Below are 14,909 nucleotides of genomic sequence, written 5' to 3'. Positions count from 1 at the left end.
GCCCTGTGGCGCGACAGCGGCCAGGGGCCCGTCGGATCGATCCGACGGCCCCCCGGCCGGCAGCTGCACCCCGCGCGGCGGGGCGCAGATCACTTCCTGTGGTGCTCGTGCGTGGAGTAGTCGCCGAGCGGATCGTGCCCGCCCGGCTCCTCGCCCAGGGTCGCGATCGCCTGCGTGTCCTCGAAGCCCATGGGCTCGTGCTTCACGAAGCGCTTGTACGCCCAGTTGACCGCCGAGAGCAGCAGGCCGATGCCCAGCAGGACGGCGGCGATCTGGTACTCGATGACGTCCTGCGCCCACGGGCCGATCAGGAACAGCGTGGTGGCCGCGCCGATGAAGGGGATGAACGCGGGAGCCCGGAAGTAGCCGGTGCCCTCGCGCGACTTGTCCTTGCGCAGCACGATCACGGCCACGTTGACCACCGCGAACACGCCGAGCAGCAGCAGCGCGGTCGTGCCGCCGAGCGCGGCAGCGGTCTCCTTGGCCATGATCTGCCCGACCACCAGGATCAGGGCGGCGGCCAGGACGGTCGTGAAGACCACCGAGGCCCACGGGACGGAGTGCTTGGAGCTGACCTTGGCCAGGAACCCCGGGAGCACGCCCTGGGAGGCCATGCCGTAGAGCAGGCGCGAGGCCATCAGCATGTTGATCAGCGCCGTGTTGGCCACCGCGAAGATGGTCAGGAACGGGTAGATCGCGCCGACCGGGATGCCGGGGGCGCCGGCGTTGACGACCTCGAGCAGCGGGGTCGTGGACTCGCCCAGCACGCCGATCGGGACGATCGCGACGGCCAGGATGGAGACCAGGACGTAGACGACGCCGGTGATGCACAGGCCGATGAGCATGATCCGCGGGAAGTTCTTCTGCGGGTCCTTGGTCTCCTCGACCATGTTGACGGAGTCCTCGAATCCCACGAAGGAGAAGAAGGCCAGGGAGGTCACGGCGGTCAGCGCCAGGAAGATCGACTTGTCGCCCTGGGTCTCGAAGATCATGGTCCGGGAGAAGTCGGCATTGCCCTGGGTCGCGGCCCAGAGGCCGATGAGGATCACGATGGCCAGGCCGGAGAGCTCGATGCAGGTCAGCACCACGTTGAGCATCAGGGATTCCTTGACGCTGCGCAGGTTGATGAGCATGAGCAGGACCATGAAGCCGACGGCCATGAGGGTCACCGCCGTCATGGGCGGATCCTCCCAGCCGAAGCCCGCCACGAGGTTGGAGGCCACGGTGCGAGCGGCGGTGGAGGCGGAGGTCAGGCCGGAGGCAAGCACGGCGAAGGTGACCATGAAGGTCAGCAGGCCGATCCCGAACGCCTTGTGGGTGTAGAGCGCGGCGCCCGAGGCGCCGGGGTACTTCGTGACCATCTCCAGGTAGGAGAAGGCGGTCACGGCGGCCACGAAGAAGGCCAGCAGGATCGGGGCCCAGGCGGCGCCGCCGATCTCGCCGGCGATCGTGCCGGTCAGGGCGTAGACGCCCGTTCCCAGGATGTCGCCGACGATGAACAGCAGCAGCAGGCCGGGGCCCATGACCTTGGCCAGGTCGCTGCTCTCGACAGGTGCGGTGCCGTCGGTGGAGGTGCCGCGGGGATCTGAGGGCGCGCTCTCGCGCGAGTTGGTGCTCACTGGGTGCTCCCGAGGACGGATGCGGACGGGACCCGGGGCGTCAGGTGGTGCGCTGTCGCCGCTATCACAGGTGGCTGTGACTGGCCCCACAGGGTGCGCCCACTGTACGGCCCTTCCGGCCCGGATGCGCCACATCCGCCGTGTCCTGCGGGGATGAATTCCTCCGCATGGGGCTGCGGGGACAGCCCGGCCCCACGGGACCGTGCTCGAGCGCTCGGCCCCCGACGACGGCTGCGCTGCGCTCCGGCGCCGGAGAGGGCCGGTCAGGCCCTGCCGGGGCTGCGACGGGCCGCCGAGAGCATCAGCGGAAGCGCGGTGCCGGAGGCCAGCTGCACCGAGTGATCGGCGTGGGCGGAGAATCCGGTCGGCTCGGGGTTGATCTCCACGACCGGGACACCCAGGCCCATCGCGGTCAGCGGCAGCGAGGCGGCCGGCTGCACGAGCCCGGACGTGCCGATCACGAGCACGAGCCCCGCCGAGGCCATCGCGGACTCGGCGTCGTCGAAGGCGCCCTCGGGCAGGGCCTCGCCGAACCACACGACATCCGGGCGGATGGGGCCGTCGCACTCCAGGCACTCCGGCGGCGCCTCGGGACGCGGCTCGTCCAACGGCGGCTCGTCCAGGCGCAGGTCGGCGACCTGCCACTGATCCGCCGGGCGGCCGCACAGCGAGCAGCGGAACGAGTACAGGGAGCCGTGCAGGTGCGACACATCGGAGGACCCGGCGCGCTCGTGGAGGTCGTCGATGTTCTGCGTCGCGATCCTGACGTCCGCGTACTCGCTCCACGACACCAGCGCCCGGTGCCCGGCGTTGGGCGCGCACTGCCGGACATATCGCGCTCGCTGCATATACCAGGCCCAGACCAGCTCCGGATCGGCCTCCCAGGCCTCCGGGGTGGCCAGCTCCTGCGGCGAGTAGCGGGCCCACAGCCCGGTCTCCGGGGCGCGGAAGGTGGGAACGCCGGACTCGGCCGAGATGCCGGCGCCAGAGAGCACCGCGACCCTCGAGGCCGAGCGGCACAGATCCAGCACCTCGGGACCGATCGCCTGCAGCTGGGCGTTGAGCCGGCCGGCGCGCTGGGACAGGGACTCGTCGGGATCCTTCTCGGTGCTCATGGCCTCCACGGTAGGCGACTGACCCCGACCCGCGGGGCCGTGCGAGCCCGGCACTCCGGCACCGCCGCGGTGCCTGTGATGGAATGGACGCATGAAGTACGACTTCCGACGCCTCACCCCCGCCGTCCTGACCTCGCTCGGGCTGATCTTCCTCGCGCTGCTCTTCGTGAGCTTCGGCTGGGCCGTCCTGGGCTGGATCCTGGGGCTGGCCGGTCTGGCCCTGAACGTGGTGGCCGTGGCGGTCATCGCGGTCCCGGGTTCCGCAGGCGACGGCGCCCGCCGCGTTCCGGCGCGTCCGGGGGCGGCTCAGCGCTCCGAGCGCGAGCGCCTGGCGCTGCGCGATTCGGCGGCGCCTTCCCGCGGCGTCGAGCACGACGACGAGCGCGAGGCCGAGGCCGAGGTCATCCGCGACGCGGACGGCCAGCCGGTCCAGGCGCAGCTCTCCCGCACGGTCTCCGCCCAGCGCGACGGCAAGGCGGGCAAGGGCGACAAGCGCGCCTACTCCCGCTCCGGCTCGACCGCCGTGCCGGGCTCTGCGCGGGCGTCGTCCTCCGGTGGGAGCTCGAACAAGCGCCGCTGAGGCGGAGTCGACATGACTGAGGGGCCGGGACAGATGTCCCGGCCCCTCAGTCATGTCCGCTCAGCTGCCCTGCGAGGAGGCGTCGTCCTGCGTGGCCTCGTCCGAGGAGCTCGTGCCGAGCTTCTTGTAGTGGCGGTTGCGGATGGCCAGCAGGGCGCCGCCCACGACGGCGGCGAGCCCGGAGCCCGTCAGGATGCCGACCTTGGAGGTGGCGCCCAGATCCGACGAGGGCCCGAAGGACAGCTCGCTGATCAGCAGCGAGACCGTGAAGCCGATGCCGGCCAGCGCGGCCAGGCCGACGACGTCGATCCACTGGATGTCCGGATCGAGGTTGAACCTGCGCAGACGGGTGAGCAGCCAGGTGGTGGCGGTGATGCCGACCGTCTTGCCGACGAGCAGGCCCACGATCACGCCCAGCGCCGCGACCGAGGTCCAGGACTCGACCAGGCCGCTCCAGCCCTCCACGAACACCCCGGCCGAGAAGAAGGCGAAGATCGGGACGCACAGCGCGGCGGAGAACGGGCGCACCAGGTGCTCGAGGTGGGATGCGAGGCCCACGGCCTCGGGGTTGCGCTCGACGGTGCGGCGGTTCGGGCGGACGGGGACCATGAAGGCCAGGACGACGCCCGCGATGGTGGCGTGGATGCCCGAGTTGTAGAACAGCGCCCAGGTGATCACGCCCAGCGGGAACAGGCTCAGCCAGGTCAGCCAGGTCTTCTCGGCGAACGTGGCCTGCCCCTTGTAGGCGATCAGCGCGAAGACGGCGATCGGGATGATCGCAGCCCCCAGGTGGGCGAGGCTCAGATCCGACGTGTAGAACAGCGCGATGATCGTGATGGCGATCAGATCGTCGACGACGGCCAGCGTCAGCAGGAACGTGCGCATGGCCACCGGAAGGTGCGAGCCGACGATCGCCAGCACTGCGGTCGCGAAGGCGATGTCCGTGGCGGTGGGGATCGCCCAGCCGCCCATGAGCTCGCCGCCGCCGCTGCTGGCGGCGAAGGCCACGAAGATCAGGGCGGGGACCGCGACGCCGCCGAAGGCGGCTGCGATCGGCACGGCGGCCTTGCCTGGGTTGCGCAGCTCGCCGTCCACGAACTCCTGCTTCAGCTCCAGGCCGACCAGGAAGAAGAACACTGCCAGCAGGGCGTCGGCCGCCCAGTGGCTCACGCTCAGGTCCAGGGTGAGCAGAGGGCTGTCGGGGTCGCCCAGGACGGGGCCGAAGTGGAAGTCGCTGACCGATTCGTAGAGCTCGCGCAGCCCGGGTGCATTGGCCGCGCTCAGGGCGAGGACCGTGGCGATCAGCAGCAGGACGCCGGCGACCGTCTCCGAGCGAAGGAGCCGACCGATCCCGCTCGAGGAGGGAGTGTCGGAAGCGCCGTAGATGGGGTCGTGGTGCGGCTCGGCGTGATGATCGGGCTTGGCGGAGCTCTCCGCAGAGCTGTGGGGCGTGGTCATCGGTCTCCTGTGGGATTCGGCCTGCATGAGGGCAGGTACATGCGCATTCCGCTCTCGCGGGCCGACCAGACTTCCCGGCTCACCGCTTGCCACGTTAGCAAAGCGATGCGCCTGGCCCCAGCGCTCGGTCTGTGCGGCACAGGGTGCGGATCTAGGATTCCGGCATGAGCGCGCACGAGCACAGAGGGAACGCGACGGGCAGGGTCCGCAGCCTCAACGTGGGCACCGAGCGGGAGAATCCGGCGCCCCGTCGGGTCTCGACCGGCATCTTCAAGCAGCCCATCGACGGACCCGTGGCGATCGCCGACCCCGGCCCCAGGGACCCCGACGCCCCGGTCGCCTCGGGGGTCTCAGGCGACTTCGTGGGCGATCGGGCCCACCACGGCGGCAGGTTCCAGGCCGTCTACGCGTTCGACCGCGCCGAGCTGGACTGGTGGGAGGAGCAGCTGGGCCGTCCGCTGCACGACGGCATGTTCGGCGAGAACCTCACGCTCGAGTCCGTGGCGGTGGACGACGCCGTGATCGGCGAGCTCTGGCAGATCGGGACCGCGCGGCTGCGCGTCACCGAGCCCCGCATCCCGTGCGGCACGTTCGCCGGCGTGATGGAGGAGCAGGGCTGGATCAAGCGCTTCACGCAGCGAGCGCGCTCCGGGGCTTACCTGGCCGTCGACGCCCCCGGGGAGGTCCGGCGCGGCGACGAGGTCCGGGTGATCTCCCGTCCCGAGCACGGGATCACGGTGGCCGAGGCCTTCCGGGCGCGGACCCTGGAGCGCGACCTGGCGCCCCGAGTGCTCCAGGCGGGCGAGGACCTGAGCCCCAAGCTGTTGGATCGGCTGCAGGCGCTCATCGGCGGCGCCGACCCGAACCTGCCCAGCTGATCCGCCCGCCCGGGCCTGCGGATCAGCCGTTCAGGGCGGCGGCGCGGTAGAGGCGCTGGACGGCGTCGGGGCTGAGGCTGGCGTCGACGGCCGCCGTGGTCTCGGGGGAGCGCAGCAGGTAGCGCACCGGACCGTGCTGGCCGCGCTCCAGGCGCAGGGCATCGACGGTGGCGTAGCGCTGGGAGAGCTGGGCCGTGAAGGGCTTGCCCCGCCCCGGAGTCACGGACAGGGTCAGCTGGACCTCGACCGAGGAGAGGTCGTCGTCCTCGTCCTCCGACAGCTCGGACTCGTCGGCCGGGTCGGCATCGCGGATCGGGCCCGTGGTCGAGGAGCCATCCTCGGCGGGGCCGTCGGAGGTCTCGTCGGCCCCGGCGGCGTTCGGGGCCTCTTCAGCGGCGTGGTCCGCGGGGTCGTCGTCGACGCCGGCCGCGTCCCCGCCGATGCGCAGCTCGCGGATGATGCCGATCCCGTAGCCCACCGAGCCGGTGGCTGCCTGGCCCAGCACCTGGCGGGCCTGGCCCATGACCGCGCGCAGGCGCCCGATCCACACGACGCCTGCCACGATCAGCACGACCGCCAGGATCGCGGGCCAGACCCAGGAGCCGTCGCGCATCCACTGCAGCAGCAGCACCACAGCGGCGATCGCAGCCAGCAGCGGCACCAGGACGATCAGCACATTGCCCTTCACGCCGCCGATCTCCTGCAGCGCCTGCGGGTCGGAGCGGATCTCGTCCATCATCTGGCGGTCGAAGGCGCGTGCGTCGGTGCCGTCCTGAGCGGACAGGGGCACGGGCCAGGTTCCCTGATCATCCATGCCCACCATCCTCGCAGAGCAGCGGGGGGCCGGTGTCAGCTCATCTCGATCGAGCGCTTCGACAGCCCGATCTTGAACCCCTCGATCCTGGTGCGGACCTCGGCATCGGGGGACGAGGCCGCCCCCAGGGTGATGAACAGCGGCGTGAAGTGCTCCACGGTGGGGTGGGCGTGCGGCATGCCCGGGGCCTGGCGGCGGAAGTCGGCCAGGGCGTCCACGCGGCCGGCGTCGAGCATCTCGGCGGCCCACAGGTCGAAGTCGGAGGACCAGTTCTCGGCGGTGCCGTCGTCGGCGCGCAGCAGCTGGACCGAGGGGCGCCCGTGGGTCATGAATCCCGACCCGACGACCAGGTACCCCTCCGCGCGCAGCTCGCGCAGGCGCCGTCCCAGGTCCATCAGTCGCTCGGGATCGTGCGTGGGCATGGAGACCTGCAGGGCGGGGACGTCGGCCAGCGGGTACATGGCGCGCAGCGGCACCCAGGCGCCGTGGTCGAGTCCGCGCATGCGGTGCTGGTAGAGGGGCTCGTCGTCCGGCATGGTCGCGGCGATCCGGCGGCCCAGCTCGGTGGCATCCGGGGTCGCGTACTGCAGCTGGTAGAAGCGCTCCTCGAAGCCGCCGAAGTCGTAGACCAGAGGGGTCCCCGCCGCCGGGGCGGTGATCATGGTGGGTGCCTGCTCCCAGTGGGCGGAGACGATCACGATGCCCTTGGGCTTGGGCAGCGAGACCGCCCACTCGAACAGCTCCGACATCCACAGGCCGTCGTCGAGCAGTCCGGGGAAGCCATGGCCGATGTAGAAGGTCGGCAGCGGGGCGTCGCCGTCCTGCCAGCGCGGCTGCATGGCGCTGCGCGGCACGGCCGTGAGGTCGTGGCGGTCCAGGGCGGTCATGCCGGGTGCGGTTCCTGCCGAGGTGGGCTGGGTGGTCATCGGGGGCTCCTGTTCGAAGAGGCAAGCCTTCTGCCGGTTGCGTCGGAAAGTATTTCTACGCCTCATTACGTGATGCGTCAAGTACCCAGAATGGGCAGTAAGGTGACAACCATGGTGGAACCGCAATGGCTCAACGACGACGAGCGGGAGGCATGGCTTGCCCTCGTCGCGCTGATGTTCAAGATGCCCGGCACGATCGAGCGCCAGCTGGTCGACGACGAGGACCTCAGCCTCGCCGAGTACCTGGTCCTGGCGATGCTCTCCGAGGCCCCGGATCGCAGCCATCGCATGTCGGATCTGGCCGCAGCCACCTTCACGGGGCAGTCCCGGCTCTCGCGCATCGTCGCGCGGCTGGAGCGCCATGACTACGTCCGACGCAGCGCCAACGCCCAGGACCGCCGAGTGGTCGTCGCCCAGCTGACTCAGGACGGCTTCGAGAAGGTCCGCAGCGCGGCGCCGGGGCACGTCGCCCACGTCCGCGAGGAGATCTTCGATCGCCTCAGCGCCCAGCAGGTCGAGCAGATCGCCCGGATTGCCCGCGACCTCACCGACGGCGTCGAGCCCCCGCGCGTCTGAGCGTCGTGGTCCGGTTGTTCGCTGTCTGATGACCTCGCTCTGATCCGGCCCGCGAGCAGCGGAGCGGGTCTAGCGTGGGCGGGATGAGCATGAACGCCTCCCCCTGGGCCCTGATGCGCTCGGCTACGCAGAGCGAGAGCCTCAAGGGATCGCGCATCTCCCGCGAGACCGTCGGCCGCGTGGTGCGCTTCGCCCGCCCGCACTCCCGGATGCTGCTGGGCTTCCTGCTGACGTCGGTGGTCGTGGCGGTGCTCGGCGTGATCACCCCGGTGCTCGCGGGCCGCGTGGTCAATGCGATCACCGGCAGCGGCTCGGTGGATCTCGTCGTGCGCCTGGCGCTGCTGATCGCGCTGATCGCCGTGCTGGATGCCGGTTTCGGCATACTCAACCGCTGGCTGTCGGCGACGATCGGGGAGGGGCTCATCCTCGACCTGCGCACCGCCGTCTACGACCACGTGCAGACCCTGCCGGTCGCCTTCTTCACCCGCACCCGCACGGGAGCGCTGATCTCGCGGCTGAACAACGACGTCCTGGGCGCCCAGCGCGCGTTCTCCAACACGCTGTCCGGGGTGGTCTCGAACCTGGTCTCGCTGATCCTCACCGTCGGGGTGATGGTCTCGATCTCATGGCAGGTCACCCTCCTGTCGGTCCTGCTGCTGCCCATCTTCCTGATCCCCGCGCGGCTGATGGGCGGGCGGCTGGCCAGGCTGCAGCGCGAGGCGGCCCAGCACAACGCCTCGATGTCCACGCAGATGACCGAGCGGTTCTCCGCCGGCGGGGCCACGCTCATCAAGCTGTTCGGCAAGCCGCAGTCCGAATCCGACGAGTTCGCCCGCCGCGCAGGTCGCGTGCGCACCATCGGGGTGCGGGTGGCCATGCTCCAGGCCACGTTCCTCACCGCCCTGACCCTGGTCTCGGCGCTGGCGCTCGCGCTGGTCTACGGCGTGGGCGGCGTGCAGGCGATCGTCGGGAATCTCGACGCCGGCCAGGTGGTCACCCTCGCCCTGCTCCTGACCAGGCTGTACACCCCGCTGACCATGCTCGCCAATGCCCGCCTGGACATCATGAGCGCGCTGGTGAGCTTCGAGCGGGTCTTCGAGATCCTCGACCTCGAGCCCCTGATCCGCGAGCCCGAGAACCCCCGGGCGATCCCCGACGGTCCCGTGTCCGTCGAGTTCGACCAGGTGCGCTTCACCTATCCCTCCGCCGAGCAGACCTCGCTGGCCTCGCTCGAGGACGTCACCGCCCTCGACTCCCGGGTGGGCGAGGAGGTGCTGCACGGTGTGGACTTCACGGTGGAGCACGGTCAGACCGTGGCGCTCGTGGGGTCCTCCGGCGCCGGCAAGTCCACGATCGCCTCACTGGTCCCGCGCCTCTACGACGCCACCTCAGGGGCCGTGCGCATCGGCGGGGTGGACGTGCGCGAGACCTCGTTCACGGATCTGCAGGGCGCCGTCGGGATGGTCACGCAGGACGGGCACCTGTTCCACGAGACCATCCGGCAGAACCTCGCGCTGGCCGCGTCCGACGCCGACGACGAGCAGATGTGGTCCGCGCTGTCCCGCGCGCGCATGGACCATGTGGTGCGCGAGCTCGGCGACGGGCTCGACACCATGATCGGGGAGCGCGGCTACCGGCTCTCGGGCGGCGAGCGGCAGCGGCTGACCATCGCGCGGCTGCTGCTGGCCTCCCCGCGCGTGGTGATCCTGGACGAGGCCACCTCCGCGCTCGACTCCACGAGCGAGGCCTTCGTGCAGGCCGCGCTCGACGAGGCCATGGCCGAGCGCACCGCCCTGGTGATCGCCCACCGGCTCTCGACCATCCGCCGCGCCGACCGGATCCTGGTGATCGAGGGCGGCCGCGTGGTCGAGCAGGGCCCCCACGACGAGCTGCTGGCCGCCGGAGGCCGCTACGCCGAGCTCTACGAGACGCAGTTCGCCGACCAGGAGTGATCGGTCGCGTCGTCGGGCCCGCGGGGCCACTCAACGGGGCACAGCACACTGCGGTGCCACTCGATGCGGGTGGGTTGAGGAAACGGCTGACGGCAGCGGGCGTCAGTGGGCCGACTTGCCGCGGGCCTTCTGGATCAGCGTCACGACGACCACGATGATCGCGCCCCAGATCAGTCCGAGCACCGCCGAGAAGAAGGTGTTCACGATCCAGGACACGGCGGCCTGGAGGACGGGCACGACGTGAGCGGCGGCTTCGCCCATGTGGTGCACGAAGCCGTAGAGGGCGTGCCAGCCGAACTCGTCCAGGCCCACGAGGATGATGTGCCCGCCCACCCAGAGCATGGCGACGGTGCCGACGACCGAGATGACCTGCAGGATCTTCGGCATGGCCTTGACCATGCCGCGCCCGATCGTCTGCAGCGCCCCGGAGCCGGTGGAGGCGAGCTTGAGCCCGGCGTCGTCCATGCGGATCAGCAGCGCCACGACCCCGTACACCACGCCCGTGATGACCACGGCCACGATCGCCAGGATGATCAGGCGGGAGAGGAAGCCCTCGGAGGCGACCTCGTTGAGGGAGATGACCATGATCTCCGCCGAGAGGATCAGGTCGGTGCGCACGGCGCCTGCGACCATCTTGTCCTCGGCGGACTTGCCGTCGGAGGCCGCGTCCTGGTCGACGGCCGGCTCCTCGTGGGAGTGCCCGGACAGCGCTCCCCAGATCTTCTCGGCGCCCTCGAAGCACAGGTAGGACCCGCCCAGCATGAGGATCGGCGTGAGCGCCCAGGGCGCGAACTGGCTCAGCAGCAGCGCGATCGGCAGGATGATCAGCAGCTTGTTGCGCAGCGATCCCTTGGTGATCCGCCAGATGATCGGCAGCTCGCGCGAGGCCTCCACGTCCTTGACGTACTGGGGGGTCACGGCGGTGTCGTCGACCACCACACCGGCGGCCTTGATCGAGGCGCGGCCGGTGGCGGCGCCGATGTCGTCGACGGAGGCCGCGCTCACCCGGGCGATCGCCGCCACGTCGTCCAGCAGCGCGATCAGACCGCCGCTCATCGCGCGCCTCGGCTCGGCAGGACGGCGACGGCCGCGAGGGGGCACAGGGGGCGCGGGGGCGCGGGGGTCCGGGTCATGCCAGCAGGGTAAGCGCCGCGGCCGCGAATCGTCCGATGCCACGAGGGCATCGCCCGGAACATCCGATGAACTGCCAGCTTGCTGAGGGAACTCGGGCCGGACTGGCTTACAGTGGAGCTCCCCGACGTCAGGACCTCCTGTGAACGCAAGCGATGAGATCGCGATCGCCTTCCGCGGTGTGCGCAAGACCTACCCGGACGGCACCACTGCGGTGGACGACCTCGATCTTGAGGTCCCCCGCGGCTCCCTGACGGTCTTCGTGGGCCCGTCCGGCTGCGGCAAGACCACGTCGCTGCGGATGATCAACCGCATGGTCGAGCCGAGCTCCGGGGTCGTGGAGGTCGACGGCCGCGACGTCTCCACCGTCCCCGCCCACCGGCTGCGCCGCTCGATGGGCTATGTCATGCAGGCCTCGGGCCTGATGCCGCACCGCACCGTCAGCGAGAACATCATGACCGTGCCTCGGCTGCAGGGCGGCTCGCGGGCCTCCGGGCGCAAGCGCGCCGAGGAGCTCATGCAGATCATCGGGCTGGATCCCGCGCTGGGCTCGCGCTATCCCTCGCAGCTGTCGGGAGGACAGCAGCAGCGCGTGGGCGTGGCCCGCGCACTGGCCGCCGACCCGCCGATCCTGCTCATGGACGAGCCCTTCTCCGCGGTGGATCCGCTCGTGCGCGCCGATCTGCAGCGCGAGGTGATCGAGCTGAAGCACCGTCTCGACAAGACGATCGTGTTCGTCACCCACGACATGGACGAGGCGGTCATGCTGGGCGACCGCGTGGCCGTGATGGCCCAGGGCGGCCGCCTGGCGCAGTACGACACCCCCGAGCAGGTCCTGCGGGCGCCGGTCGACGGCTTCGTCGCCGAGTTCGTGGGCCGCGACCGCGGCTTCCGGGCGCTCGAGTTCGATCAGGCGGACGTCGTGCTCAGCGGCGTGCGGGTCCGCGATCCGCAGGGCAGCACGACCACGCTCGGCGGCCACGCCGCGGCCGGGGAGTGGACGCTCGAGGTCGACGACGACGGCCGCCCCATCGGCTGGCTCGCCCCGCTTCCGGGCGCAGGCAGGACCGCTCCGTGGGGCGGCGGCGAGTCCGAGCCGGCGCTCGCCGACCGCTCCGACGCGCAGCGCGTGGGCGGCTCCCTCCATCGCCGGGGCGCCCCGCTGCGCTCGGCGCTGGACGCGGCGCTGTCGTCGCCGTCGGGCCTGGCCGTGGCGGTGGACGACGACGGACGGGTGCGCGGCGTCCTGCGGCCCGAGGACGTGCTCGCGGCCATCGAGGACGCGCGCCGCGAGCGGGAGGCCGGCCGGTGAGCTGGCTGCAGGACAACCTCGAGTGGGTGGGCCAGCTGCTGCTCACCCACCTGGTGCAGTCGATCGTGCCGGTGGTCGTGGGGCTGCTGGTGTCGATCCCGGTGGCACGCGCGGCCGTGGGCTCCCGGTGGCTGCGCCCGCTGCTGATCAACGGGTCGGCGCTGCTCTACACGATCCCGTCGCTGACCCTGTTCGTGCTCCTGCCGCTGATCCTGGGCACACTGATCACCTCCGTGTGGAACGTGATCGTGGCCCTGAGCCTCTACGTGATCGCGCTGCTGGTCCGCTCGTGCGCCGACGCCTTCGATTCGGTGGATCCCCACGTGCGCCAGGCCGCCTCGGCGCTGGGGTACACCCGGTGGCAGCGCTTCTGGGCTGTTGAGCTGCCTCTGGCCGTGCCCGTGATGCTCGCGGGCGTCCGCACCGCGCTGGTGGCCAACATCTCCATGGTCTCGGTCGGCGCGGTCATCGGCATCCAGTCGCTGGGCACGCTGTTCACGGACGGGCTGCGCCGCGGGATCGTCGAGGAGATTGCGGTCGGCGTAGTGCTCACGGTCGTGCTCGCCCTGGTGCTGGATCAGCTGCTGCGCCTGCTCGGACTGGGCCTGACGCGCTGGCAGCGACCCGGTCGCCGGGTCCACGCGCGCGTGGCCGCCACGGGAGGTGCGGCATGAACCTGATCGAGCTGACCTGGTCCTGGCTGTCGGATCCCGAGCAGTGGAGCGGCAGCGCCGGGATCCCCATGCGGATCCTGGAGCACCTCGAGTACTCCGGGCTGACCATGCTGATCGCCGTCGTGCTGGCGGTGCCGCTGGGAGCGGCGATCGGGCACACCGGCCGCGGGGCCGCAGCGGTCATCGGCGCGGCCGGCGCCCTGCGCGCCCTGCCGACCCTGGGCCTGCTGACCCTGTTCTCGCTGCTCATGGGCCTGGGGCTCGTCCCTCCGCTGCTGGCGCTCGTGATCCTGGCCGTCCCGCCGATCCTCAGCGCGGCCTGCGTGGGCGTGGCCGAGGTCTCCCCGCGGGTCCGCGACGCCGTGATCGCCCAGGGCATGACGCCGTGGCAGGTCCTCACCCGCGTGGAGCTGCCCCTGGCGGTGCCGGTGATCATGGGCGGGGTGCGCAACGCCGCCCTGCAGGTCATCTCCACGACCACCGTGGCCGCCTACATCAACCTGGGCGGACTGGGCCGCTACCTGATCGACGGGCTCGCCGTGCGCGACTACGGCCGGATGCTCGGCTCGGTGCTGCTCGTGGCCGTGCTCGCGCTGCTGGTCGATGCCCTGCTCTCGCTGCTGCAGCGCGGGCTCACCTCGCCCGGCATCCGTCGTCCCGAAGGAGGCACACCGTGACCGGACCCGCATTCCGACCCTCCCCGGCCGAGCGCAGCCGTCGTCCGGTCCTGGCCCTCGGCGCGGCGCTCATGCTCGGGCTGACCGGCTGCGGGCTGAACTCGGACCCGCTGGCCACCGGTGGGGGAGCCAGCACGCCGGACGGCTCCGTCACCGTGGGCTCGGCCGACTTCCCGGAGTCGCAGATCATCGCCGAGATCTATGCCGGGGCCCTGCGCTCCGAGGGCATCGAGGCGGACACGGAGCCGGGGATCGGCGCCCGCGAGGCGTACATCGGAGCCCTGCAGGACGGCTCGATCGACGCCGTCCCGGACTACACGGGCAACCTGCTGACCTACTTCGATCCGGAGGCCACGGCCACCGGGGAGGAGGAGATCCTGCAGGAGCTTCCCGAGGCCATGCCTCCGGGGCTGTCGGTGCTCGAGCCGTCGCCGGCCCAGAACAAGGACTCGATCGTGGTCACGCGCCAGACCGCTGACGAGCACGGGCTGCGCAGCCTCGAGGATCTCGCCCCGCTGTGCGCGGACATGACCTTCGCGGGCGCCCCGGAGTTCCAGGAGCGTTCCTACGGCCTCGACGGCTTGGCCTCCGTCTACGGCTGCGAGCCCGCGTCCTTCCAGCCGATCAACGACGCCGGCGGCCCGCTCACCGTCGACGCCCTGACCAGCGGCGACGCCGATGCCGCCGACATCTTCACGACCACGCCGGCCATCGTGGAGGAGGACCTGGTGGTGCTCGAGGACCCGCGCAGCAACTTCGCCGCGCAGCAGGTCATCCCGCTCGTGTCCCCGCAGCGCCTTCCCGACGGGGCCGAGGAGGTGCTCGACGGCGTCTCGGAGAAGCTGAGCACCGAGGACCTGCTCGAGCTCAATCAGGAGATCAGCGGCGATCAGGCGATCTCCGCACAGCAGGCGGCTGAGGGCTGGTTGGCGGACAACGGCTATCGAGTCGGCTGACGGGCCGCTCCACAGGCTGGGGACGCCGGGATCAGCATGCTGGCGGCCTTCACAGCCGCTCTGGCTGCGTTCTGTCCCCAGGGCAAGCCCTGTTCTCCACACTCTCAGACGGGCTTTCCACAGAGTGGACGGTGGATTCCACAGCTTCGCGAGTGCGGCCCGACTGTGCTACGTGACCTTTCACGGAAGGGGATCGTTGCAGAGTAACGGCCCCTGACCTGGGGATTCAGTGCGCATTGGG

The 14,909-nt window shown here is 71.0% G+C and carries 14 protein-coding genes; 8 read left to right on the top strand and 6 right to left on the bottom strand.

What is annotated here, in order from left to right; translation table 11 throughout:
* Positions 1–89: 89 nt before the first annotated feature.
* Both JOE55_RS06740 and JOE55_RS06735 read right to left on the bottom strand, forming a co-directional pair.
* Entirely contained in the window at positions 90–1,619 is a 1,530-nt protein-coding gene (locus JOE55_RS06740) for an amino acid permease (RefSeq protein ID WP_204782406.1), read from the bottom strand.
* A gap of 263 nt (positions 1,620–1,882) precedes the next feature.
* Complete coding sequence (locus tag JOE55_RS06735) at positions 1,883–2,734, bottom strand: SIR2 family NAD-dependent protein deacylase (RefSeq protein WP_239546479.1); 852 nt, start codon at positions 2,732–2,734, stop codon at positions 1,883–1,885.
* A 91-nt stretch (positions 2,735–2,825) separates the two neighbouring features.
* Between JOE55_RS06735 and JOE55_RS06730 the strand changes: the two genes are divergently transcribed.
* Positions 2,826–3,314: a hypothetical protein gene (locus tag JOE55_RS06730; protein ID WP_204782405.1), complete on the top strand. Its 489-nt coding sequence runs from the start codon at positions 2,826–2,828 to the stop codon at positions 3,312–3,314.
* Between the two features lie 60 nt (positions 3,315–3,374).
* Here the strand turns inward: JOE55_RS06730 and nhaA are convergent, their stop codons facing one another.
* Positions 3,375–4,772 carry a Na+/H+ antiporter NhaA gene (gene nhaA, locus JOE55_RS06725; protein ID WP_204782404.1) on the bottom strand — a complete coding sequence of 466 codons (1,398 nt, stop codon included), beginning with the start codon at positions 4,770–4,772 and terminating at the stop codon, positions 3,375–3,377.
* A 164-nt stretch (positions 4,773–4,936) separates the two neighbouring features.
* On the opposite strand from nhaA, the gene JOE55_RS06720 reads away from it, so the two are divergent.
* Positions 4,937–5,650 (top strand): MOSC domain-containing protein, encoded by a 714-nt coding sequence (locus JOE55_RS06720; protein WP_204782403.1) that lies wholly within the window; start codon positions 4,937–4,939, stop codon positions 5,648–5,650.
* Positions 5,651–5,672: 22 nt separating this feature from the next.
* Here JOE55_RS06720 and JOE55_RS06715 read toward each other — a convergent pair whose 3' ends face one another.
* Both JOE55_RS06715 and JOE55_RS06710 read right to left on the bottom strand, forming a co-directional pair.
* Entirely contained in the window at positions 5,673–6,464 is a 792-nt protein-coding gene (locus JOE55_RS06715; protein ID WP_204782402.1) for a DMT family transporter, read from the bottom strand.
* 35 nt (positions 6,465–6,499) lie between these two features.
* On the bottom strand, positions 6,500–7,390 hold the full coding sequence (locus tag JOE55_RS06710) for a dioxygenase family protein (protein ID WP_024289594.1): 891 nt from the start codon (positions 7,388–7,390) through the stop codon (positions 6,500–6,502).
* Between the two features lie 111 nt (positions 7,391–7,501).
* Between JOE55_RS06710 and JOE55_RS06705 the strand changes: the two genes are divergently transcribed.
* Both JOE55_RS06705 and JOE55_RS06700 read left to right on the top strand, forming a co-directional pair.
* Positions 7,502–7,966, top strand: a complete 465-nt coding sequence (locus tag JOE55_RS06705) for a MarR family winged helix-turn-helix transcriptional regulator (RefSeq protein WP_006214035.1) — start codon at positions 7,502–7,504, stop codon at positions 7,964–7,966.
* A gap of 83 nt (positions 7,967–8,049) precedes the next feature.
* The gene (locus JOE55_RS06700) at positions 8,050–9,918 is read left to right on the top strand and encodes an ABC transporter ATP-binding protein (RefSeq protein ID WP_204782401.1); all 1,869 of its coding nucleotides are present in this window, start codon (positions 8,050–8,052) and stop codon (positions 9,916–9,918) included.
* 102 nt (positions 9,919–10,020) lie between these two features.
* Here the strand turns inward: JOE55_RS06700 and JOE55_RS06695 are convergent, their stop codons facing one another.
* A complete protein-coding gene (locus JOE55_RS06695) occupies positions 10,021–10,974 on the bottom strand; it encodes a DUF808 domain-containing protein (RefSeq protein WP_204782400.1) in 954 nt (317 codons plus the stop codon).
* 217 nt (positions 10,975–11,191) lie between these two features.
* Between JOE55_RS06695 and JOE55_RS06690 the strand changes: the two genes are divergently transcribed.
* The 4 genes from JOE55_RS06690 to JOE55_RS06675 are packed head-to-tail and all read left to right on the top strand — an operon-like array spanning position 11,192 to position 14,668.
* Positions 11,192–12,361 carry an ABC transporter ATP-binding protein gene (locus JOE55_RS06690; protein ID WP_061710924.1) on the top strand — a complete coding sequence of 390 codons (1,170 nt, stop codon included), beginning with the start codon at positions 11,192–11,194 and terminating at the stop codon, positions 12,359–12,361.
* Positions 12,358–13,035 (top strand): ABC transporter permease, encoded by a 678-nt coding sequence (locus JOE55_RS06685; RefSeq protein WP_006214040.1) that lies wholly within the window; start codon positions 12,358–12,360, stop codon positions 13,033–13,035. Before JOE55_RS06690 ends, JOE55_RS06685 begins: the two co-directional genes overlap by 4 nt.
* Entirely contained in the window at positions 13,032–13,712 is a 681-nt protein-coding gene (locus JOE55_RS06680; RefSeq protein ID WP_006214041.1) for an ABC transporter permease, read from the top strand. Before JOE55_RS06685 ends, JOE55_RS06680 begins: the two co-directional genes overlap by 4 nt.
* Entirely contained in the window at positions 13,709–14,668 is a 960-nt protein-coding gene (locus tag JOE55_RS06675) for an ABC transporter substrate-binding protein (protein ID WP_024289597.1), read from the top strand. Before JOE55_RS06680 ends, JOE55_RS06675 begins: the two co-directional genes overlap by 4 nt.
* Positions 14,669–14,909 lie beyond the last annotated feature (241 nt).

Origin of the sequence: Kocuria palustris (assembly GCF_016907795.1) — a bacterium.
Taxonomy (GTDB): domain Bacteria; phylum Actinomycetota; class Actinomycetes; order Actinomycetales; family Micrococcaceae; genus Kocuria; species Kocuria palustris.
Note: the sequence above shows the minus strand (reverse complement) of the source record. Positions and strands in the feature narration are given on the sequence as shown.

Bases quoted from the DNA above. Each gene is read 5' to 3' on its own strand.
- JOE55_RS06735 (WP_239546479.1), bottom strand. From the start codon at position 2,734: ATGAGCACCGAGAAGGATCCCGACGAGTCCCTGTCCCAGCGCGCCGGC.
- JOE55_RS06730 (WP_204782405.1), top strand. From the start codon at position 2,826: ATGAAGTACGACTTCCGACGCCTCACCCCCGCCGTCCTGACCTCGCTC.
- nhaA (WP_204782404.1), bottom strand. From the start codon at position 4,772: ATGACCACGCCCCACAGCTCTGCGGAGAGCTCCGCCAAGCCCGATCAT.
- JOE55_RS06720 (WP_204782403.1), top strand. From the start codon at position 4,937: ATGAGCGCGCACGAGCACAGAGGGAACGCGACGGGCAGGGTCCGCAGC.
- JOE55_RS06715 (WP_204782402.1), bottom strand. From the start codon at position 6,464: ATGGATGATCAGGGAACCTGGCCCGTGCCCCTGTCCGCTCAGGACGGC.
- JOE55_RS06710 (WP_024289594.1), bottom strand. From the start codon at position 7,390: ATGACCACCCAGCCCACCTCGGCAGGAACCGCACCCGGCATGACCGCC.
- JOE55_RS06705 (WP_006214035.1), top strand. From the start codon at position 7,502: ATGGTGGAACCGCAATGGCTCAACGACGACGAGCGGGAGGCATGGCTT.
- JOE55_RS06700 (WP_204782401.1), top strand. From the start codon at position 8,050: ATGAGCATGAACGCCTCCCCCTGGGCCCTGATGCGCTCGGCTACGCAG.
- JOE55_RS06695 (WP_204782400.1), bottom strand. From the start codon at position 10,974: ATGAGCGGCGGTCTGATCGCGCTGCTGGACGACGTGGCGGCGATCGCC.
- JOE55_RS06680 (WP_006214041.1), top strand. From the start codon at position 13,032: ATGAACCTGATCGAGCTGACCTGGTCCTGGCTGTCGGATCCCGAGCAG.